This window comes from Streptomyces sp. NPDC026417, assembly GCF_055567695.1.
This window is the reverse complement of sequence record NZ_JBVHPY010000005.1, coordinates 138,596-160,268: the sequence shown is the minus strand read 5'-3', so window position 1 is coordinate 160,268 and position 21,673 is coordinate 138,596. Positions and strand designations below refer to the sequence as shown.

The following is a 21,673-nucleotide window of genomic DNA, read 5'->3' as shown; positions in this document are numbered from 1 at the left end:
GGCGCCAGCCGCATCGCAGGGAAGTGGTGGTGCCTTTCGTGTCTGAAGGCCGTAAAACCCCAACCGCCTCGCGATCCGACACCGCCGAGTCAGGCCAGGCGTCGAAAGCGCCGGGTACCGATTGGAAAGCCCCCGGTCTCATCGGTCGGCACACTCTGGGCCCACGACGTCACGTCGAAGTCTTCGAGGACTGCGAAGCGCCGGCGCCGCAAGCCGCAGGCGTGAGCAAGCAAAGGACAGGCCGAAGGCGTGGCCGTTGCAGTACAGCAGCGGAGTACAGCAACCACGCCGACCAGCATCGACTATCGGCGCCCCTCACAGGCTTCCCGGCCAGCCCAGGAGACCTCAGCATCCTTCGGCCAAACAGGGGTGTAGGACGAGAAGGGGGACCGCAGTGTGAGAACGGCCTCGCGTAATCTACCTATTCAGACCTCGAAGACCTTCATTACTTCGTCCCCGTAGTCATTAATGACCTTGACGGCAATCTTACCGGTCTCCGGCTTGGCGAATGGGCGAGATACCGTGGAATATAGGGACGCCCATGCATCACCAGCGATTTCAGCCTTGAGTGCGGTCTTGAGCCGCTTGTACGGGTCTCCACCACCGGTGAAGTAGCAGTGCCGTACGAAGAAGCTATCGCCGTTGTAATTACTGTCGATCATCCACAGCGCGATCTGACCTGTGTCGTTGCTGCGCACCTCTCCGGTAGTCGGATCATAAACGTCAACGCCTCTGAGTTCGACCACAACGTCACCAGCCTCGGCGCGTACGTCGATATCTGGCTCTCCGAAGACGGTGAACAGGTTGCCGGCACCGGTCTTCTTCAAGTCCTCCCCCATGAGTAGGTCGACATTCATCCGGACCATCAGCAACTTGATCCTACCGAAGGACCGTTCCACCTCAACCTGCGCGAAGCCCTCAACTGAAGTATCGACAGTCACGCCGTCAGCCTCCGTGACCTCTCCGGTCGAAGCATCGAAAGCGAAACCAAGTAGGCACAGCAAGTCGATGTCGCCAGCCGAGATCGCCTCCTTCACGGCATCACGAGCGAAACGCTGACTCACAGTGCCATATTGAGGACCGATTGCAATTCCGATCCTCGCTTCACCTTCACCGGACAGACTCATCGAAGTGGCGACTGCCTGGATAAACGTACCCGGGTAGGAATCAATCGAGGAAAACTCGATCCGCTCGCCACGACGCCCGTTCTGGACGCCTGCACGGCCGAGGTTTTCAAGAATCGATTGCTCAAAGTTAGGTCCGTCCGGTTGCTCCGAACCAGCCATCTCGCTAATCGACTCGCGGTTGGCAGGATCTGGGCCGCCCGCAAAGGCAAGCGAGCGGTGCGGGCTCAGGGACTCGACCGTGAACGGGCCCGCTACCCGGACCGTGGTCTTATCCTCGTACGGACGGTCATAGAGCAACTCGAAGTCCGCATGCCGCTTGATGACGTCGTCAATTTCGCCTCTCGTCATTCCCTCCCGGATCTCTGGGTTATTGGCGATTGACTTGAGCGTGACGTGTTGGACTCGCTGGTAAACGAACCCGTGTCGAATATCGTTGGCGACCCGGGCCGGCGGAAGAGCCGTACCGCTCGCTCTCCCCTCAGCCGCTCTACCCTTCTCGGAGTCGGTCAACAAGAAGAAGGGGTACTTTGCCCCCATCAGACGCTGACGCGCTAGTGCAAGCGCCACGCGGGATGTGTCAATCGTGATCCAACGACGTCCCCACTGCTCAGCCACGTACGCTGTGGTGCCGCTGCCGCACGTTGGGTCGAGGACCATGTCGCCCGGGTCGCTACACATGAGCATGCAGCGCTCAATCACCTTCGTGTTCGTTTGAACAACGTAAAGCTTGTCCTCCGTGAAGGACCCGGTTCCGGTATCCGTCCACGTATTCGCGACTGCCATGGCTGGGAAGTCGTCAAGATAGCGCACATACTGAATTGAGTTGCCTCGCGTAGGACGCAATCTCCCGGCAAGCGCCAACCTCGCCATGCCTGATGGAGAGGTCTTCCAATACCCCTTGCCCGGGGTGAAGGTTCGACCGTCAACCACGACTGGAAAGCTTCCGGGCGGACGCTGGCTGGTCACGTTATCGGGCCGGAACAGTCGGGCCCCTTCGGGGAGTGGCGTGATGCCGGCGAGCTCTTCCTGAGTCGCACGACGTTCTGACCCATCGGCGAGGCGCAGCTGGCGATATAGATCTGCTCCGGCACCGTTAGCCTTCAGGGTATACAGTTGCCTGTACTTCAGCCTTTCGTGCTCCCGCGCATACCAGAGGATGTAGTCATTTGTGCTCGGCAGATATTGCGCTGTGGCGCTCGAGGTTGTCCGGACGGAGATCTGACTGACAAAATTCTCCGACCCAAAAACCTCGTCCATGAGCGACCGCACAAGGTGCACGTTCTCGTCGCCGATCTGCACGAAGCACGAGCCTGACTCCGTAAGCAGCTCACGCCCCACAAGGAGCCGGTCCCGCAGGTACGTCAGGTAGGAGTGGATACCCAGCTCCCACGTATCCCGAAAAGCCTTGATCTGCTCAGCCTCACGGGCAGCATCCTCAATCTTGCCGTCCTTAACCTCCCGCTTCCGGGCCGATGCCTGCCAATTAGAGCCGAACTTGATGCCGTAAGGCGGGTCGATGTAGATCATCTGGACTTGGCCGCGGAGCTCCTCACGCTCAGCCAACGAGCCCATCACTTGAAGGGAGTCGCCAAGTATCATCCGATTCGACCAATTTGCCTGGTGCCCATAGAAGTCGACCAAGTCGAGTTCATCCAGGCCGTCAAAGGTATCGAAGAGAGTGAGTTCCGGCCGATCCTCGGGCCGGGCCGCTGTGCGCCGCAAATTCTCGACCAGGACTCGCGGATCGATCTTTTCCTGAATGTAGATCGGCGGTGCATCCGAAACTAGCTCTGCAGTTGCTGTAATAGCCTCTGCGGACTCGTCTCCGTACTTTCCCTTCCACACCAACTGCGGGTCGAGACTCGGGTCGCGATCAACGACTATCTTGCGGGCCTCTTCGATACCGGGCGTGATGAATTCCTGAGCATCGGCAGTGGGCAAGTTGGTCCGCTTGTCGCCGTGAGTGATCGACTCGACCGGAGTTGGGCCAGTCTGCATGTTACGGGGCGGCAACAGAGGTCCTCTCGTGGAAGTCGGCTCGATTAGGATCGCCGGTAATCGCGTCTTCGTCGGCATAAAGGCGGCGGATGGCGTCGTCGAGCACCGGCTCGGCAGTAGTTGGGTCGATGATCTCGAGGTACCCCCAGCGGCCGAACCCACCGTGGTTGTTAACAGCTACACACCAGGTGTCGCGTGCCGCCACCACTTTCATGTCGGTTAGTCCAGGAAGATGCAACCGCTTCTGGCCACCAGACACCTCGACGATGAGTGTGCGCTCGACATCGCCAGGCGCCGTCCGTAGCTTAATTAGGAAATCCGGCACATAGTCGTGTCGTGTGCCCTCATGGACGTAGGGGATCTCGAAGCCGAGATGGTCGTTCTTGGCGTAAGCCAACACGTCACGGTGCTTCTCGGCGTAGGCCATCAGAAGCTGTTCCCAGGTGTTACCTACGGATCCATCGAGGACGACGTGACTGATTTCGCAACGGTCTGGATCCGCAACGAGGGCAACCTTACGCGTGTGGAACGCCACCTTTTCGGTCGAGCCGACAGGATCGAAGGGACGCAGGATCGGTCGCAAACGGGCCCTACGGTCATCCTCCTGTCTCATCACCGCGGCGTAGACCGCGTCCGCAGCTCGCGCCTGCCACTGGACGTAGCGAATCAGAAAGCCGAGGTCGAAGCCGTCTTCGACCATCACCGCCCGTTCAATCCAGTCCCTGCACACTCGTGCTAGTTCAGGGAACAACCATGGCCTAGTGTCGCCAGCGTCTCTTTCCGTCCGGAAATGAGTAGTGAGCAGCCGCTTAGCTAGCCAGTACGCAACGGTCTGCGGCCGTTCGGATTTCGGCGCGTCTTCAATTACTTCACTCTCCCCCACTATCGGCGCGGCCTCAGTCCAAGTTGGAATGGTGCCGGGACCAATCACGAACGGCTCGAGATCGTCGGCCAGAGAGAAACCAGCATCAGGAACCTCTAGCCGGTAGCCGCTGAGTTTGGGAAACCTAATGCGCAGATGGGCACGGTCCTCAACTGTGCGGACCAGCGTCGTCGGCCGCGGAGGCTTGGGGGCGGCCTGAGGGCGATCGGTGGGGATGAAAGCGAATGGCACGCCATAGACCGACGCATATTCCGGCTCGAAGAAGCCGTCCTCGTTGGCGTCATAAGAACGACGCCTCAGACCGCGGCCGACGACCTGCTCGCAGAGCAGCTGGCTACGGAACGCGCGAATGCCGAGAATGTGAGTGACCGTGTTGGCGTCCCAGCCCTCAGTGAGCATGGCGACGGACACGACGCATCGCACCTGCTCACCCAGCCGTCCAGGCTTTCCGACGGTGTTCATAACCTCGCGGAGCAGATCTTCATCAGTTACGTCGACATCCGCCCCTGGGTTGCGCAGCCGGAGCTCTGCTTTGAAGGCCTCAATCTCGGGTGCGGCCGCATCCTTGAAGTCTTTCTTCATGGCTTCACCAGACTCCAACTGGGCGGAGTCCACGAGGATGGTACGCGGGCGGGCCAACGGTTGACTGTCGACCACGTTACTGAACAACGGTAGGTTGCCAGGTGTGCGCTCCCAGCCGGCAATCCAGTCATGGACCAATTTGGAGACCGCGGTATTGGGACAGACGACGATGAAGACTGGCGGTGTCTCACCAAGAGGTCGCAGCTCGCTCTCCCAATGCGCGAAAGCCCTTTCATAGGACCCGTAGAGACTATGCAGGGCACCAACCAGCTCATCCGGGGGAACCCAGTCGCCTGGGTCTTGGTTTTTGCGTCCACGCTTGGGCAGTACTTTACCGACCGATTCCCAAAGGTTCAGATAGGTGACCGCTTCGTGAGCCGCATCGTCGTCGACAGGGATCCGCGGCACCTTGACGATACCGCTTTCGATGGCATCCATTAGCGAAAAATCGCTAACCACCCAAGGGAAGATAAAGCCTTCCTTGTATCCGGACCCAGAGAGATAGAAAGGCGTAGCCGATAGATCGTAAATGGCTTTGATGCCGACCTTGCGAGCGATTGCCTGCAACCCTTTGAACCAGACACGGGCATCGGCGTTGCGGTCCTTTGCCTCTGCGTCTAGCTCCTCACCCTCAATGGTGATGGGCTTATCTTGATAGCAGTGGTGCGCTTCGTCATTAATGACGAGAATATCGCTCTGCTTCTTGGCGCTGCCAACGCCCCAGCCGCGCAGGACACGGGAAACCATTGCATCCTCGGTCTCCTTGAACGGGTCCTCTTTTTTCCCAGCAAGCAGGATTTGGCGCGTACTCCTTGAGACGCCTTTGATCTCCCGAGCGTCCTTGCGCAGGAAAGCGTGGTAGTTCGTCACGAGGATCTGCGCCTTACCGAGCTGACCTTTGAGGTCGGCCGGCACCAGGTCGCGCAGGTCGTAGTAGTTGCCCGGGTCGTTGGGCTGCAGCACCCGAAGCCGATCGCGAATGGTAATACCGGGCGTGATGATGAGAAATCGCTTCACGAAGCGCGGATCTCGCGGGCTCGTGACCTTATTGAGGGTATGCCAGGCGATCAACATCGCCATCACAACGGTCTTGCCCGCGCCAGTGGCCATCTTCAGGGCGACCCGAGGAAGGCGAGCGTTGTTTTCTTCGTTGCGCTCCGCCAGCTCGCCGCGCCAGTCGCGGACTGTGCCGTAAGCAGTCTTTCGGCCACTCACCTCTGCTAGGAAGATCGCGGTCTCAGCGGCCTCTCGTTGAGCAAAAAGGACCCGATTATCCCGGTTCGGATCTGCCCAATGCAGGAGCAACTTTCGCGTCGTCGGAGTGACGCCGTCGTAGTTACGGGCCCGCCAAAGCGCGACCTCACTGCGCAACTGGTCGATCAGCGTGTTACGAACGACCTGCTCTTGAGTAAGCGCAAACGCTTCTTGGAATCCGTTGTCGCTGCCCTTCTTGCGCCCCTTACGTACTGGGGCAACTGGGATAAACGACTCACTTGGACGACGGTGCTCCAAGATCGCACCCGTGGGCCCCTTGGGCCCGAGCTCGAAGTGCCTACTCGGAACCTCATATGGTGAGTTGATGATCGGGTTAGCCAGCGCCTCGACAGATCCGCCGGCCATCTCCGTCATCGACTCTCCCCCTCGGTACAGCGCCTGATCCTACTGGGGTCCGATCATAGTGAGGGGGCACACGTCAAAGCTAACGCCCGAGACGTCCGTTCCGTCTCACGTGCCCGGCCAGCACCGAGCCACCAAACCGGCCATCTGCGGGACATCTATCCAGGGCGTTCCTGAGCGGCCGTCCCGCCTGCGCGGTCCGGGGCTGGCGAATCCGGTCTGCGTGGACTATCTGTGGACGCGTGAACCTGCGGCCGGTCGACGCGGAGCTGTGACCTGCGCACGAGCACCAAGCAAAAGCGCCCTCCGGAGCCGTGTGCGCAGGTGCAAAACCTGCCGGGGGCTGCCCCTGGAGCAGGGTGATCAGCTTGTGAGTCAGCCGAAGTGTGCGATACCGGGGGTTGGACTCGGCCCCCCTACCCCCGTTGCCCGTGTACGCAGTGATTGCGACGAGCAGCGCCGGGTCTGCAGTGGCGGGTGGGAGGTGTAGGGTGGGTGTTTCGCTCCACACCTGCCCATGGGAACGTCAGATTGCTTCGGTTTGACGGGCGCTGGCGTTTCGTCAGTCTGGGTCCGGGGTGCCCGCGTTCAAGCACGGGCCCGGAACTGTGGCTTCCGTCATGGCGGGGGTGATCTTGGGCTGATGTGATCAGCGGATGCTCGGTTTCCTTCTCCGTCTCCTGCCCTTCTGGGTTCGTGAGCCGTTGCTCATCGCAGGCGGGTCTGTTCTCGGCGTGCGGCTCGTGTATCTCGCCGTCCGCGATCCCGACCTGGCCACGGCCGGTTTCGGGGCGCTGTTCCTCGTGTTCACCGCCGTACGCGTCCACACGGTGGTCCGCGCCCTGCGCGCACGACGGAACCCGGGTTTGGCAGCCGCCGCGGATGGGGCGGCAGTCGATGCGCCCGCCCAGGCCCAGCCGCAGGGGCAGGGGCAGGTCCAGCCGCAGGTCCAGCCGCCGCCCCAGGCCCCCGTCCCGGCCCCCGCCGCGACGCTTCCCGGTCCGGTCTCGCCTGAGAAGGACCACAACGCGTGGGGCCAGGCCGTCGCCGCCGTGGCCGTGTTCGGGGCTCTCGCGGTCGCCGTGTGGGCCGGCCCGCGCTTCATGCCGGCCAATGACAACACCCCGCAGCCCGCCTCGTGTTCGGACGGGGAAAAGGAGAAGCTCCCGAAGGCCTTCACGCGGACGCCCAAGCCCGTGACCGGTGACGAGCTGTGCGAGGCGCTCAACCGTCCCGGCCTGGCCAAGGCCCTCGGGACGCCCGGAGAGATCGCCACCAGTGCCTCCGGCACCAACAACACCGCTCCCCTGACCGACGGGAAGGTCGCCCTCCCGGAGGCCGAGGTCACGTTCGACACGTACACCGTGAACGTCTCCGCCACGTACAACCATCTGACGATCGACCAATACGTGAAGCTGATGAAGTACGGGTCGGAGACGGACATCAAGTCGCTCGACGTTCTCGGTCGGCCCGCGGTCCTCTCCTCGGACCACACCATGAAGATCGAGATCGATCTCGGGAGTGGCGGGTCCGGCGGACCGGTCGAGCAGGGTCCCCTGGCCAGGACGCTGACGGTCGCTCTGGACCGCAAGGACCGGGGCGGCTACTGCGACATCTCCGTCTACAGCACGTCCGGAGCCCTCCCGGACGACAGCGTCCTGCTCACCCTCGCCGAGAGGGTTCTTCCGAAGATCCCCGAGCCAACTGCCCGACAACACGCCTGAACCCTGCAGCTCGCGCCTCAGGCTGACGCGCGTTTGCGGGGGGCTGCCGTCTTTTTCGGCGCGGCCTTCGCAGTCGTCTTGCCGGTGGTCTTCGCCGTGGTGCCGGAGGACGTCTTCTTGGCGGTCGTCTTCCGGCCGCCCGCCGCCTTCTTCTCGGTCGCCTTCTCCGTCGCCTTCTTCGTGGCGGTCGTCTTCTTGGCCGCGGTCTTCTTCGCGGTGGACGTGGACTTCTTCCCGCCGACGTCCTTCGGGGCGGCGGCCGACTTCCGGGACGGCTGCTTGCGGCCCGTGAGGTGCGTGACCTCCGCCTCCTCCGCGCGCGCGTCCTCGCCGCGCGACTCCTTGGCCGCGCGCACGCTGTTCTCCAGCGCGGCCATCAGGTCGAGCACCTTGCCGCCGGTCCCCTCCTTCGCGGGCGGGCCGGCCACCTCCTCGCCGGAGGCCTTGGTGGCGATGAGTTCCTCCACGGCCTCGCGGTAGTCGTCGTGCAGGTCCTCCAGGTCGACCTCGCCGAGGGTGTCCATCAGGGCGTCGGCCAGGTCCAGTTCCTGGTCGCGGACGGTGACGCCGGTGTCGGGGGCGACGCCCTCGGGTGCGCGGATCTCGTCCGGCCAGAGCAGGCCGTGCATGGCGATGACGTCGTCGACGACGCGGAGCATGCCGAGCCGTTCCCGCCCGCGCAGGGCGAACTTGGCGATGGCGACCTTGTTGCTGCGCTTGAGTGCCTCGCGCAGCAGGGTGTACGGCTTGGCGGCGGGGACGCCGTTCGCGGAGAGGTAGTACGCGGTGTCCATCTGGAGCGGGTCGATCCGGTCGGCCGGCACGAAGGCGACGATCTCGATGGTCCGGGCCGTGGGGATCGGGAGCTGGGCCAGGTCGTCGTCCGTGATCGGGATGATCGTGCCGTCGGCGTCCTGGTAGCCCTTGCCGATCTCCCCCGTGGTGACCTCGCGGTCCTCCAGCTCGCAGACCTTGCGGTAGCGGATACGGCCGCCGTCCTCCAGGTGGATCTGGCGGAAGGAGATCGAGTGGCTCTCCGTGGCGTTCACCAGCTTGATCGGGATGCTGACCAGGCCGAAGGAGATGGCGCCGTTCCAGATGGATCGCACGTGCCGCACCTTTCCGGTCGATATCACCTGGTTTCGTGGGATTCTCATCGTATGACGCCGATTACCGAGGTGGAGGGGCGACGGCTCGCGCTGAGCAACCTGGAGAAGGTCCTGTATCCGGCGACCGGCTTCACCAAGGGCGAGCTGCTGCACTACTACGCGACGAACGCGGACGCCCTGCTGGCACACCTCCACGCGCGGCCCCTGTCCTTCCTGCGCTACCCGGACGGCCCGGACGGTCAGGTCTTCTTCGCCAAGAACGTGCCGCCCGGTACGCCCGACTGGGTCACGACGGCCGAGGTCCCCCGCTCGGAGGGGCCCGCCCGGATGGTCCTCGTCCAGGACCTGGCCAGCCTGATGTGGGCGGCGAATCTCGTGACGGAGTTCCACACGCACCAGTGGCGGATCGAGACGCCGGGCCTCGCCGACCGGATGGTCTTCGACCTCGACCCGGGGGCGCCCGCGACCGTCGTCGAGTGCTGCGAGGTCGCCCTGTGGCTGCGGGAGCGGCTGGCGGCGGACGGCATCGAGGCGTACGCGAAGACGTCCGGGTCCAAGGGCCTGCACCTGTTGGCGGGGATCGAGCCGACGCCCTCCGAGGACGTGTCGGCGTACGCCAAGAAGCTCGCCGTGGAGGCCGAGGGGGCGCTGGCCGGCCGGGTCACCCACCGGATGACGCGCAGCCTGCGGCCGGGGAAGGTGTTCGTCGACTTCAGCCAGAACGCGGCGCGGAAGACCACGGCGACGGCGTACACCTTGCGGGCCCGCGCCGAGCCGAGCGTCTCCGCGCCGGTGACCTGGGACGAGGTCGCCGACTGCACCGACCCCGGCCACCTGGTCTTCCTGGCCGCGGACATCGAGCCCCGTCTCGCGCGGCACGGGGATCTGCTGGCGCCGCTGCTGGATCCGGACCACGCGAGGCCGCTCCCGGGGTGAGGTTCCGGCCCGCTGCTCCGGTGCGCCCGCGGGCAGTCGTGGCCGCCGGTGCCGCTAGCGGCGTGACGCGTGCTTGCTCTGGAGGCGTCCCAGTGGGTGCCCGTCCGCCTCCAGCGCGGAGCTCGCCGTCTGCCAGCCGTCGTCCCCGGGGCACAGGGCCGAACGCAGGTAGGCCGAGGTGAGCCGCTGGATGAGGGCGACGCGTTCGGGGCTCGCGTCGGTCGTCTCCGCGGCGTCGTGGCCGGGGATGCCGCCGAGCGAGTGTTCGGCGCCGAAGAGGGTGAGCAGGCTCTTGTCGCCCGGGCTGAGGTGGTAGGGGTCGGCGAACCAGTCGGGGCCGCGGGTCGTCAGCGCGGACCGGTCCTGGTCGCCGGCGACGACGAGAGCCGGGGTCGCCATCCGGTCGAAGGACGGGTTCATGAACGGGAAGTGCTCGGCCGCGAAGGGGGACAGGTCCTCGCCGCCCCGGCCGGTCAGCGCGAGCAGTACGCCCGCCCCGACCCGGGGGTCGGAGAAGTCCTCACCGGGGACGCCCTCCGCGTCCAGGACGCGTGCGCCCAGCAGTGTGCTCACCGTCTGGGCACCCCACGAGTGGCCGGCGACGGCGATGCGGCCGCGGTCGACGCGTTTCGCCAGTCCGGGTACAGCGGCCGTCAGGACGTCGAGCCCGTCCAGGACGCGCCGGACGTCGTCGATCCGGATACGCCAGATGCGCGGCGTACGCGGGTCGTCGGCAGGAACGGCGAGCGTCCGTGAGTCGAGGTGGGTGGGCTGCAGTACGACGAAGCCGTGGGCGGCCCAGAAGTCCGTGAGCGGCGCATAGCCGTCCATGGACTGACCGTAGCCGTGGGAGAAGACGACGACGGGCAGGCCGGCGCCGGTCGCGGGGGCGGTGACGCGGACCTGGAGGTCCTCGCCGCGGCCGGGGGCCGGCAGGACGACCGGCTTCGCGGACAGGACGGCGGCTGGGGCACCCGTGGCCTGCGGCGGGGTGGCGGTGCTGGTGTCGGACATGGCCGTACTTCCGTTCGTTGACTGAGTCGAGCCGGGCCGGACAGGGCTTGGTCGCACGGCCCGCGCTCTGACATCATGAGCAAGCGGAACCTTGTTCCGGAAACGATACGGAACAGTGTTCCGTTTTAGCAAGAGCGAGGGCACAGGGAGCTGCGCGATGAACGACGTCGACGAGGGTGCGGGGCGGCCGGTCCGGTCCAAGCGGAGGGATGCCCGGCGCAACGAGGGGACGCTGCTCGACGCGGCTGCCGCGGTGTTCGTGCGGTCCGGCGTGGAGGCGCCCGTGCGGGACATCGCGGCCGAGGCGGGGGTGGGGCTGGGCACGATCTATCGCCACTTCCCGACGCGGGCGGATCTGATCATCGCCGTCTACCGGCACCAGGTCGACGCCTGTGCCGAGGCGGGGCCCGCGTTGCTGGCGGGCAGCACGAGCGCGTATGCCGCGCTGGGGCAGTGGATCGACGCCTTCGTGGACTTCCTGGTCACCAAGCACGGGCTCGCCGCGGTGCTGCAGTCGGACAACGCCGGGTTCGAGGCGCTGCACGCCTACTTCCTCGATCGGCTCGTGCCGGTGTGCGGGGAGTTGCTCGCGGCCGCGGGTGAGGCGGGGGAGATCCGGTCGAACGTGGGAGCGCTCGAGTTGATGCGGGGGGTGGGGAATCTCTGTATCGGTGCGGACGGTGATCCTCGCTATGACGCGCGGCGGTTGGTGGGGCTGCTCATCGCGGGTCTGCGGTCGGCGGCTTGACGTTTCCCCGGCGGGGGCGCCTCGGGGGGCCCGCCGCTTCTCGTACTCCCGTACCGGGGCGCGGCGCGAGCCCGGCGGTTACCGGTGCCGCCGGAGGGCTCACTCCCCTACGTACATCAGCACCCTTGGTCCCAGCTTGCACCGGGGTGCGTCGGCGAACTCGGTGCCTCAGAGTGCCGCCCAGGTGGGCCCAATTCCCCTCGTACATCAGCCCCCCTGGTCCCGGCCGGCGCCGGGTGGGGCGGCGAACCCGGCGCCTGCGGGGTGCCGCCTGCGCCCACCCGTGCCGCCCCTTGCGGCACGCCTGCCCGCAGCTGCGGCCGACCGAGCCCCCCCTGCGCCGCATGCCCGCAGCCAGGGCGGCCGACCGGGCGCCGCCCCACTCCCGGCACGCCTCCCCGCAGCCAAGGCCGACTGGGCACCCCCGCGCCGCCTGCCCGCAGCTGAAGCCGCGCGCGCCTGCAGCTAGAGCCGGCCGGGCGCCACGCCACTCCGCTCACGTCTGCCCGCGGTTGGAGCGAACGACCGACCGGCGCCCCACTCCGCGCCCGCCCGCCTACCCGCAGCTGATGACGTGCCGCCTGCACGCCGCGCAACCCGTACGCACCCGCAGCCGCCAGTGCACGGAAGGGGCCGTGCCGGTACATCACATGCCCGTCGAGACGGGGCCACACCCCACCGAGGAACGCTGGTGACGGACCTCAGTGCCCGACCAGCGACGGGCGGATGTACCGGCACGGCCCCGACCCCCACCCCACCGACAGCGACAGCGACAGCGACAGCGCGTCAGACGCGCGTCCACGTCCGGCGGTCTCGGGCCATCGCGTGCAGTGCCTCCACGTCCGCCGGCTTCAGGATGCCGCCCAGCCGGGCCAGCGACGGCAGGTCCGTGTCCCGGAGGATGCGGACCGCCCGCGGCGGCGCGGTGACCGACACACCGGAGGGCCCGGCCAGCACCAGCACGGGATGCACCTCCGCCGTCAGCGCGTACGACGCACGGTCCGCCTCCGCCCGCACCGTCCGTAACAGCGGATACGGCTCCCGGCGCCCCACCGTCACCATCGGATCGGCGACGAGAACGCGCAGCTTGCGGGCGTACAGCGTCCGCACGGAGAACAGCCCGCCGGGACCGATGACGAGGTGGTGGAGCCGGTCGTCGCCGGGGAGCGGCACCGAGTGCAGCGTGTGCCACCCCGCCCCCTCCAGCCCGTCGAGCGCCTCCCCCACCGCCTGCTCGGTGGCCAGCGCCCGCCGCCGCGGATCGGGCCGCAGCCGGTGCGCGGGCCCCGGATCGCGGTCGAGGGCGATCAGCAGCGCCTCCCCCGGCCGGTTGGGGGCCAGGTCGTCGTCGGGGTGCAGGGTGAGTCGGGCGAGTTCGGCGGGCGTCGGAACGGGGGGCGGCCCCACCGTCACCGGCCCGGTGAGGAAGGGCCCGAGCGCGTCCAGCACGTCCTCGCGCCGGTCCTCGCTGAGCAGGCTGACCCGGGCCGCCTCACGGTCGTACCAGGCGACGTTCCTCCCGTCCGTGCGACAGACGTACAGCCGCTCCTGGCCGTGCCGCCAGGTCGGTATGACGCGCAGTCCGTTCATGCACCATCACCCCATGACCATGGGAACAGGAGGGGTGCTCCAGGGGCAAGAACCCGGCTACCTTTGGGAGGAGTTGGCAGGGCCTGACGCCGGTGACGGCCGTAGGGGGAGGCACCGTTGCGGACCCGCGGGAAACAACCCGACGTACCGGTTCCGGACAGCCCGTGGAGCGAGATCGTGCCCGGCCTGTGGATGGGCGGCCACGAGTTCCGGGCGGCTTCGGGACAGCACGAGTTCGCCGTGGTGCACGACGAATTCGACCTGGTCCTGACGCTGCTGCGACTGCCGGGGCACGGCCCGGACCCGGATGTGGAGCACCACGTGTGGCCGATCCCGGACGGCCCTCTGGACGGTACGCAGCTGACGGGCGTGATGCGCCTCGCGCGGGCCGCGGACGACGCGGTCGGCGGAGGACGGAAGGTGCTCGTCCGCTGCTACCACGGCTACAACCGGTCGGGCCTCGTCGTCGCGCACGCCCTCGTCCGCGCGGGCCGCGCCCCCGAGGACGCGATCCGGCTCATCCGGGCCCGCCGCTCGCCGTGGGCCCTGCACAACGAGCTGTTCGTGGACTACCTGCGGGCGGGCCTCGCGACGGCCCGGCTCCTGGAGGAACTCACCGAGTAGCCCGGCCGCGGATCGGGACGGGACGGGACGGGCAACAGTGCTTCCCCGGGAACGCCCCGCACCACGCGGAGGAAGACCTCGCACAACGCGCATATGGTGTGACGGGACGTCGGTGGCAGGAGCCCGCCGTCCGCGTCCCGTCGACCCCGAGGACCTCGCGCGCCCGGCGCCCCCGAGGCCGCCCCGGCCGCAGGAGCCCCGTGACCCCCGACCGCCGCCCCCACCCCGGCCCCGGCCACTCCCGCGACTTCCGCCGTCTCCACGGCCCTCGCCGCCCCGGCGCCACCCTCACCGCACTCACCGCACTCGCCGTGTTCCTCCTGACGGCTGTCACGGCCTGCGGCGACCCCGGGGACCTGCGGCCGGCCGGCTCCACCCCGACGGCCGTGGGCCCGATGCGGCTGTGGCCCGAGGTGCCGCCCGCGTCGACGCCCGCGCTCGACTACGGCGAGGCGGACACCGAGAAGGTCAAGGGCGTCCGGGCGCCCGGCGACGACATCCACCGGGTGGACCCGCTCGACGTGGTGCGCGCCGAGGTGGCCGCCCATCCGGGCGAGTACAGCGGCCCGCACGCGCTGTACGCGCAGACGGCGGAACGGCTGCGGGACTGCGGCGCGAGGGGCGCGCGCGGGCGGAAGTGCCCGGTGCTCCAGGCGTACTACCGGGACCTCACCGGCGACGGGAGGGACGACATGGTGCTCGGCATCCGTTTCCCCGGGAACCAGCTGGCGGTGCGGGTGTACACGTTCATGAGGCACGAACTGATCCAGATCATGGCCACCTCCGACAGCACGGCCGGTGTGGAGCTGGCGGGCCGGGCCGTGATCATCCGCTCGCCCTCGACGCTGCCGGGCTACGAGTACCGGACGGTGTGGACGTGGGACCGGCACCAGCACGCGATGCTGGCGACGCGCGACGAGATCCTGCGGGTGGGCACCCCGTCGCCGAGCGCGTCGCCGGAGCCGTCGAGGAGCCGGCCGCCCGTGCCGGCGCCGAGCCGCACGCCGGTGTTGCCGTCGGAGAGCGGCTCGTGAGTCCGGGCCTGCCGCGGTGGACCGCGACGCTCACCTGGAAGGCAGCGGCCTTCATCACGGTGATGTGCTGTGCGCTGGCCGCGCTGCTCGGTCTGCTCGTGCACGTCTCGGTGACCAACCACACCGTCGGTGAGGCCCGGGAGCAGGCCCTCGACCGGCTCACCGGGGTGACGGAGTCGTACGAGGCCGGGGACCGGCTCCCGCCGGGCGCCGGGGTCGACCTCCCGGGGCTGCCCGCGCCGCTGAGGGCGCTCGCGGCCGGTGGGAAGCGCGGCACGATGGTCGGCCGGCACGATCCGCGCCCGACGATGTGGGCGGCGGGGCCGGCCGACGACGGACACGCGCTGGCCGTGCGGGTCGACTACGCGCAGGGCGCCCACACCATCGACGCGCTCGACCGCGCGATCGTCTGGTCCTCGGCGCTGGCCATCGGCGCGACGCTGCTGGTGGGGGCGTTCGCGGTGACGCGGGTGACCCGGCGGCTGCACGCGACGGCGCAGGTGGCCCGGCGGATCAGCGCGGGCGATCTGGACGCGCGGGTCGAGGACCCCCGCACGCGGAATCCGACGCGCCGGCAGGACGAGGTGGCGGCGGTCGCCGGGGCGTTGGACACCATGGCGGCGACCCTGCAGGGCAAGCTGCTGAGCGAGCAGCGGTTCACCGCTGACGTGGCGCACGAGCTGCGCACCCCGCTGACCGGGCTGCACGCGGCGGCCGAGCTGCTGCCGCCGGGCCGGCCGACGGAGCTGGTCCGCGACCGGGTGGCCGCGCTGCGCACGCTCACCGAGGACCTGCTGGAGATCTCCCGGCTCGACACCGGGGGCGAGCGGCTGGATCTCGACGCGATGTGGCTGGCACCGCTCGCCGAACGAGTGGCGCGGGGGCCGGGGACCGAGGTGGTGGTCGTACGGGACGTGTGGATGGAGACCGACCGCCGCCGGCTCGAACGGGTGCTCGGCAATCTGGTGGCGAACGCGCACAAGCACGGCCGGACGCCGGTGGTGCTGACCGTCGACGGACCGGTGGTGACCGTGCGGGACCACGGCGGCGGTTTTCCGGAGTATCTGGTGGCGCACGGACCGCAGCGGTTCCGCACGGAGGGCGGTGCCCGGGGGCACGGGCTGGGGCTGACCATCGCGCTGGGACAGGCGGAGGCGCTGGGCGCGCGGCTCACCTTCGCCAATGCCCCGGACGGCGGTGCCGTGGCGACGCTGGCCCTCCCCCGGGCCGAGGCGGACCCCCCGGCGCCAGACCCACCGCCGCCGGACCCGCCCCCCGCGCCCCCGGACCGCGCGAGCGGTTAGTCGAGCGAGAGTTCGAGTCGGCCGCCGGCGTCCGCCGCTCGACGACCACCTGCCGGGCGCCCCGGCACCCCGCCGCCCCATCGATCACGGAGCCCGGCCGCTCCCCCGAACGCGGGGCCCCGGCCGCCCGTCGCCCACGGACGCGGCACCCGGGGCACCCGCCGCACCCGCCGCACCCGCCGCACCCGCCGCACCCGCCGCACCCGCCGCACCCGCCGCACCCGCCGCACCCGCCGCACGAACGCGGCCGCCGACCCGCGAACACGGCACCCCGGCCGCCCACCTCCCCACACACGGCCGACACCGCCCTGAAAGCGCCCCTACGCCCCGGACATCCCCGATGGCGCAGTGTGACGGGCGTCCGGCCGCACCCCCTCCTAACGTGGCGAACAGACAGCTTCGCCCCGTTACTGGAGGAGCCACCATGATCCTGAGGTCCACGCTCACCCGCCTCGGTATAGCCGCCGCCGGCGGTGCGCTCGCCACCCTGGCCGCCACGACCTCCCCGGCCGTCGCGGACGAGTGGGACACCGGAGCAGGCGAGAACCAGCTCAGCAGCCAGGACTACAACGGTGCCCAGGGCTCGACCGAGGGCGTCCAGGGCTGGAACAACGCCGGCCGCGACTGGAGCCACGACGCCAACCACACCCCCCGCCTCTACGAGGGCCGGGTCACCGCCCGCGGCGGACTGGTGCTGCGCGACGCCCCGACCCGCGGCAGCGCGGTCATCCGCGTCGAGCCCTACGGCGCGATCGTCCACATCTTCTGCAAGACGAGCGGCGAGTCGGTCGGCAGCAACAACCTCTGGTACCTCCTGACGGACGGCACCTGGGCCTGGGGCTCGGCGAAGTACATCGACAACATCGGCGCGGCCCCCCGCTGGTGCTGACCGTGCACCGGGGCGTCCCCCACCCCGAGGTCCACCACATTGGCCCGATTCTCGCGACATAACGGGACATCAGGCCCCTTGCTTGCTACGTTCCGGTCATGATCGAGGCCGGAACCACCGTGGCAGCGGATCCGCCCACCTCCGCCGTACGCCTGCCCCGGCGCCGTGGCGTCGAGTTCACCCTGATCGTGGTCGCCGTCCTGCTCTCGGTGTACGGCTACTGCGCCGTCGGTCTCGCGCAGCACGGCACCGTCCCGCCCGGCGCCGCCGGTTACGGCGCCGGGCTCGGCGTGCTCGCGCTGCTGGCCCACGTCGCGGTGCGGCTGCGGGCGCCGTACGCCGATCCGGTGCTGCTGCCGATCGCCGTCCTGCTCAACGGTCTGGGCCTGGTGCTGATCTACCGGCTCGATCTGGAGACGCCGCGCGACCAGGCGGCCACCACCCAGCTCGTCTGGTCGACGCTCGGCGTCGCGTTCTTCATCGTGGCGGTGCTGCTGCTCCGCGACCACCGGGTCCTCCAGCGCTACACCTACGTCTGCGTGGTGGCCGCGCTCGCCCTGCTCACCCTGCCGATCTTCTTCCCGTCCGTGAACGGCGCCCGGATCTGGATCAGGATCGCGGGTTTCTCCTTCCAGCCGGGCGAGTTCGCGAAGGTACTGCTGGCCGTCTTCTTCGCCGGGTATCTGGCGGCCAACCGGCACGCGCTCGCGTACTCGGGCCGGCAGATCTGGCGGTTCAGCCGTCTCCAGCTGCCCACGGGACGGGTGCTCGGACCGATCGTCGCGATCTGGCTGCTGAGCGTGGGCGTCCTGGTCCTGGAGCGGGACCTCGGCACGTCGCTGCTCTTCTTCGGCCTCTTCGTGATCCTGCTGTACGTCGCCACGGGCCGCACCGGGTGGATCGCGGTGGGATTGCTGCTCGCGGTGGTCGGCGCGGTCGCGGTCGGACGGCTGGAACCGCACGTGCACAGCAGGGTCGAGGACTGGCTGCACCCCTTCGCCTCGATCGACGCGGGCCTGGGACCCAACCAACTCGCCCAGTCGCTCTTCGCGTTCGCCGCGGGCGGCACGACGGGTACGGGCCTCGGGCTCGGCCACTCGATCCTCATCGGGTTCGCCGCCAAGTCGGACTTCATCCTGGCGACCGCCGGCGAGGAACTGGGCCTGGTCGGTCTTTCGGGGATCTTCCTGCTGTACGCACTGCTGGTGGAGCGCGGCTACCGGGCGGGCCTCGCCCTGCGGGACCCCTTCGGCCGGCTGCTGGCGATCGGGCTGGCCTCCATCCTGGCGCTGCAGGTGTTCGTCATCGCGGGCGGGGTGACGGGGCTGATCCCGCTCACCGGCATGGCGATGCCCTTCCTCGCCCAGGGCGGCTCCTCGGTGGTCACCAATTGGATCATCGTGGCGCTGCTCATCCGGATCAGCGACTCGGCCCGCAGCCAGTACGACGGGACGGAGGCGCCGTGAGCCGCTACATCCGCAGAGCGGCGGCCCTGTGCGCCGTGCTGTTCGTCGCCCTGGTGGTGAACGCCATACGCGTCCAGCTCGTCCAGGCCCCCGCGTACGACGACAACCCCGCCAACCGGCGTCCGACGATCGCCCGTTACGGCCAGCCCCGCGGGGACATCGTGGTCGGCGGCAGGGCGGTCACCGGGTCCAAGGACACCGGCGAGCAGCTCCGCTACGAACGGACGTACCGGGACGGGCCGCTGTACGCGCCGGTGACCGGGTTCGCCTCGCAGCTGTACGGGACCTCGCTGCTGGAGAACACGGAGGACGGTGTCCTGTCGGGCGACGACCCCGTGCTGGCTCCGCTGCCGCTGTGGAACGACTTCACGCGGGCCCGCAGTCCCGGCGGTGAGGTGGTCACCACCATCGACGCGGGGGCGCAGCGGGCGGCGTTCGACGGGCTGGGGGCCCGCCGGGGCGCGGTGGCCGCGATCGAGCCGTCCACGGGGCGGATCCTCGCGCTGGTCTCGGCGCCGTCGTACGACCCGGGGCGGCTGTCCGGCACGGGTGCGGCGGTGAAGCGGGCCTGGGCCCGGCTGAACGGCGACGAGGCCCGGCCGATGCTCAACCGGGCCATCCGGCAGACCTATCCGCCGGGTTCGACGTTCAAGGTGGTGACGGCGGCGGCGGCGCTGGACTCGGGCACGGTGACCGACTTGGACGCGCGGACGAGGTCCCCGGACCCGTACACGCTGCCGGGGACGACGACCCGGCTGACGAACGAGGTGGAGGGCTGCAAGGACGCCTCGCTGCGCTACGCCTTCGAGTGGTCCTGCAACACGGTCTTCGCGAAGCTCGGCGTGGACGTGGGACTGGCCGACATGACGAAGTCGGTGACCGGCTTCGGCTTCAACGACCGGGCGCTGCGGATTCCGTTCCCCGTCGCGCCGAGCAACTTCGACACGGAGCTGGACCGGGCGCAGCTGGCGCTGTCGTCGATCGGCCAGTTCGACACCCGGGCCACTCCCCTGCAGATGGCGATGATCGCGGCGGCGGTGGCGGGGGGCGGCTCGGTCAAGGCGCCGTACCTGGTGGAGCGGACGACGACCGAGGCCGGCACGACGGTGCGGACGAAGGGGACGCGGACGCTGCACCAGGCGATGCGGCCGTCGACCGCCGTGAAGCTGCGGCAGATGATGACGGACGTGGTGAGGAAGGGCACCGGTGCGAACGCCGCCATTCCGGGGGCCACGGTCGGCGGCAAGACCGGTACGGCCCAGCACGGCCTCGGCAACTCCGGTACGCCGTACGCCTGGTTCGTCTCCTGGGCACAGGCGGACGACGCGATGCAGCCCGCGGTGGCGGTCGCGGTGGTGGTGGAGGACGCGGCGGCCCGGCGCGGGGACATCAGCGGCGGCGGGGACGCGGCGCCGATCGCCAAGGCGGTGATGGAGGCCGTGCTCGGCTCGTGAACGCGGCTCCGCCCAGTGCGTGAGACGGGTCTGGAAAGACCCCGGGCCACCGACCTAACGTTCGGTCCATGACCGCATCAGCCGCGTACGACGCCGTGCACGCACCCGCCCACGAACTGGCACAGGTCAACATCGCCCGCCTCAAGGCCCCACTGGACTCACCGCAGTTGAAGGATTTCGTGGACGCCCTCGACCCGGTGAACGCCGCCGCGGACGCGGCGGACGGATTCGTCTGGCGCCTGCAGAGCGACTCGGGCAACGCGACGGACGTCCCTGTCCTCGGCGACGACTGGCTCATCGTCAACCTGACCACGTGGCGTGACGCCGAAGCCCTGACCGCCTTCATGTACGAGGGGCGGCACCGCGAGATGCTGGCCCGCCGGCGCGAGTGGTTCGAGCGGCTGCGGGAGGCGGTCACGGCCCTGTGGTGGGTTCCCGCGGGTCACCGCCCGACCGTGCGGGAGGCGGAGACCCGCCTCCTGCACCTGCGGGAACACGGCCCCACGGCCTACGCGTTCACTCTGCGGACGTCGTTCCCCGCGGGGCCGGCCGAGCCGGCCGGGGTGCGGGCCCCCTCGGCCGTGCCGGCCCCGTGACGGGGAACGGTCCTAGCCGATCGGCTTCCTGATCTCCGAGCGCACCTTCAGCGCCGTCTTGGCGGCCGCCTCCAGGTCCACGTCGGACGGGTCCTTCTTCATGGTCGCGAGGGTGATCTCGGCGACGGAGGCCCCGGTGTTGCCGTCCACCCAGCCGCACATGGGGATGGTCATCGACGTGCCCAGCTGGTCCTTGGTCAGCACCTGGCAGGTGATGGTGGTGTCCGCGCCGGAGGGCTTGAAGTCCTTCGGCGGTACGGCCACCTTGGCGCCGTCGGACTCGGCGGCGCCCTCCATCATCTTGTCGCGGGCGGTGGCGGTGTTCTTGAACCGGCCGTACATGCCGGAGATCACGAGGTTGCCCTTGGTGGTGTCGCCGCCCAGGGTGTACTGGCCGACGACGGCGGTGACGTCCCGGGCGTCCCAGGCGCCGTCCGCCTCGCCCTCGACCTTCGAGCCCTCGGAGTCGGAGAGGTCCTGGGCGAGTTCGTAGCGCTCGTCGAGCAGGGCCTTGGGCAGGGTGAGCTTGTACTCGGCGTCGGGGAAGCCGCTGTCGGTCGTCGTGCCGATCACCGCGAGCCCGACGACGATCACGACGACGAGGGCGACGACTCCGCCCACGATCCCGAGGACGAGTCCGAGCCGGCGCTTCTTGGGCGGCGGCGGGGCCATCGGGGGCGCGCCCCAGCCGAGGGGCTGCCGGCCGGCCTCGCCGGGGCCGGGTTGGCCGTACGGGGCTCCGTAGGGCGCGGCCTGCTGCCCGTACGGGTCCGGAGGCGGCTGTTGACCGTAGCCGGGCTGCTGCTGACCGTAGGCCGGCGGCTGCTGCTGACCGTAAGCCGGCGGCTGCTGCCCGTAAGGGCCCTGGGGCTGCTGCCCGTACGGGTTCTGCGGATGCTGGGGCGGTGGAGGCGTGGACACGCCAGAACCGTACTCCAGACGGGTGAGGCGCACGGCCTCGACCGCCGTCCCGGCCGC

The 21,673-nt window shown here is 68.9% G+C and carries 16 protein-coding genes; 10 read left to right on the top strand and 6 right to left on the bottom strand.

Features of this window, described 5'->3' with window-relative positions; translation table 11 throughout:
* Nucleotides 1–425: 425 nt before the first annotated feature.
* The gene (locus ACZ4NT_RS10295) at nt 426–3,125 is read right to left on the bottom strand and encodes a site-specific DNA-methyltransferase (protein WP_467724645.1); all 2,700 of its coding nucleotides are present in this window, start codon (nt 3,123–3,125) and stop codon (nt 426–428) included.
* Between the two features lies 1 nt (nt 3,126).
* On the bottom strand, nt 3,127–6,219 hold the full coding sequence (locus ACZ4NT_RS10290; protein ID WP_467724643.1) for a BPTD_3080 family restriction endonuclease: 3,093 nt from the start codon (nt 6,217–6,219) through the stop codon (nt 3,127–3,129).
* A 644-nt stretch (nt 6,220–6,863) separates the two neighbouring features.
* On the opposite strand from ACZ4NT_RS10290, the gene ACZ4NT_RS10285 reads away from it, so the two are divergent.
* On the top strand, nt 6,864–7,931 hold the full coding sequence (locus tag ACZ4NT_RS10285) for a DUF6215 domain-containing protein (RefSeq protein ID WP_467724642.1): 1,068 nt from the start codon (nt 6,864–6,866) through the stop codon (nt 7,929–7,931).
* Between the two features lie 17 nt (nt 7,932–7,948).
* On the opposite strand, the gene ku is transcribed toward ACZ4NT_RS10285, so the two are convergent.
* A complete protein-coding gene (gene ku, locus ACZ4NT_RS10280; RefSeq protein WP_467724641.1) occupies nt 7,949–9,040 on the bottom strand; it encodes a non-homologous end joining protein Ku in 1,092 nt (363 codons plus the stop codon).
* Nucleotides 9,041–9,091: 51 nt separating this feature from the next.
* Here ku and ligD point away from each other — a divergent pair, with 51 nt between their 5' ends.
* Entirely contained in the window at nt 9,092–9,976 is an 885-nt protein-coding gene (gene ligD / locus ACZ4NT_RS10275) for a non-homologous end-joining DNA ligase (RefSeq protein ID WP_121405962.1), read from the top strand.
* A 54-nt stretch (nt 9,977–10,030) separates the two neighbouring features.
* Here the strand turns inward: ligD and ACZ4NT_RS10270 are convergent, their stop codons facing one another.
* Nucleotides 10,031–10,990, bottom strand: coding sequence for an alpha/beta hydrolase family protein (locus tag ACZ4NT_RS10270; RefSeq protein ID WP_467724639.1), 960 nt, complete (start codon nt 10,988–10,990; stop codon nt 10,031–10,033).
* Nucleotides 10,991–11,147: 157 nt separating this feature from the next.
* Here ACZ4NT_RS10270 and ACZ4NT_RS10265 point away from each other — a divergent pair, with 157 nt between their 5' ends.
* On the top strand, nt 11,148–11,738 hold the full coding sequence (locus ACZ4NT_RS10265) for a TetR/AcrR family transcriptional regulator (RefSeq protein WP_467724637.1): 591 nt from the start codon (nt 11,148–11,150) through the stop codon (nt 11,736–11,738).
* Nucleotides 11,739–12,524: 786 nt separating this feature from the next.
* Here the strand turns inward: ACZ4NT_RS10265 and ACZ4NT_RS10260 are convergent.
* The gene (locus ACZ4NT_RS10260; protein WP_467724635.1) at nt 12,525–13,328 is read right to left on the bottom strand and encodes a nuclease-related domain-containing protein; all 804 of its coding nucleotides are present in this window, start codon (nt 13,326–13,328) and stop codon (nt 12,525–12,527) included.
* Between the two features lie 117 nt (nt 13,329–13,445).
* On the opposite strand from ACZ4NT_RS10260, the gene ACZ4NT_RS10255 reads away from it, so the two are divergent.
* The 7 genes from ACZ4NT_RS10255 to ACZ4NT_RS10225 all read left to right on the top strand — a co-directional run bounded on the left by ACZ4NT_RS10255 (nt 13,446) and on the right by ACZ4NT_RS10225 (nt 20,695).
* Nucleotides 13,446–13,952 (top strand): dual specificity protein phosphatase family protein, encoded by a 507-nt coding sequence (locus ACZ4NT_RS10255; RefSeq protein WP_183117003.1) that lies wholly within the window; start codon nt 13,446–13,448, stop codon nt 13,950–13,952.
* 200 nt (nt 13,953–14,152) lie between these two features.
* Nucleotides 14,153–14,986 (top strand): hypothetical protein, encoded by an 834-nt coding sequence (locus ACZ4NT_RS10250; protein ID WP_467724634.1) that lies wholly within the window; start codon nt 14,153–14,155, stop codon nt 14,984–14,986.
* Between the two features lie 62 nt (nt 14,987–15,048).
* A complete protein-coding gene (locus ACZ4NT_RS10245; protein ID WP_467724836.1) occupies nt 15,049–16,290 on the top strand; it encodes an ATP-binding protein in 1,242 nt (413 codons plus the stop codon).
* Nucleotides 16,291–16,714: 424 nt separating this feature from the next.
* Nucleotides 16,715–17,179, top strand: coding sequence for an SH3 domain-containing protein (locus ACZ4NT_RS10240; RefSeq protein ID WP_467724632.1), 465 nt, complete (start codon nt 16,715–16,717; stop codon nt 17,177–17,179).
* Between the two features lie 98 nt (nt 17,180–17,277).
* Entirely contained in the window at nt 17,278–18,645 is a 1,368-nt protein-coding gene (locus ACZ4NT_RS10235) for an FtsW/RodA/SpoVE family cell cycle protein (RefSeq protein ID WP_121405956.1), read from the top strand.
* Nucleotides 18,642–20,099 carry a penicillin-binding transpeptidase domain-containing protein gene (locus ACZ4NT_RS10230; RefSeq protein WP_467724629.1) on the top strand — a complete coding sequence of 486 codons (1,458 nt, stop codon included), beginning with the start codon at nt 18,642–18,644 and terminating at the stop codon, nt 20,097–20,099. Before ACZ4NT_RS10235 ends, ACZ4NT_RS10230 begins: the two co-directional genes overlap by 4 nt.
* Before the next feature lie 68 nt (nt 20,100–20,167).
* Nucleotides 20,168–20,695: a DUF3291 domain-containing protein gene (locus tag ACZ4NT_RS10225; RefSeq protein WP_467724628.1), complete on the top strand. Its 528-nt coding sequence runs from the start codon at nt 20,168–20,170 to the stop codon at nt 20,693–20,695.
* A gap of 12 nt (nt 20,696–20,707) precedes the next feature.
* On the opposite strand, the gene ACZ4NT_RS10220 is transcribed toward ACZ4NT_RS10225, so the two are convergent.
* On the bottom strand, nt 20,708–21,616 hold the full coding sequence (locus ACZ4NT_RS10220; protein ID WP_467724627.1) for a hypothetical protein: 909 nt from the start codon (nt 21,614–21,616) through the stop codon (nt 20,708–20,710).
* Nucleotides 21,617–21,673 lie beyond the last annotated feature (57 nt).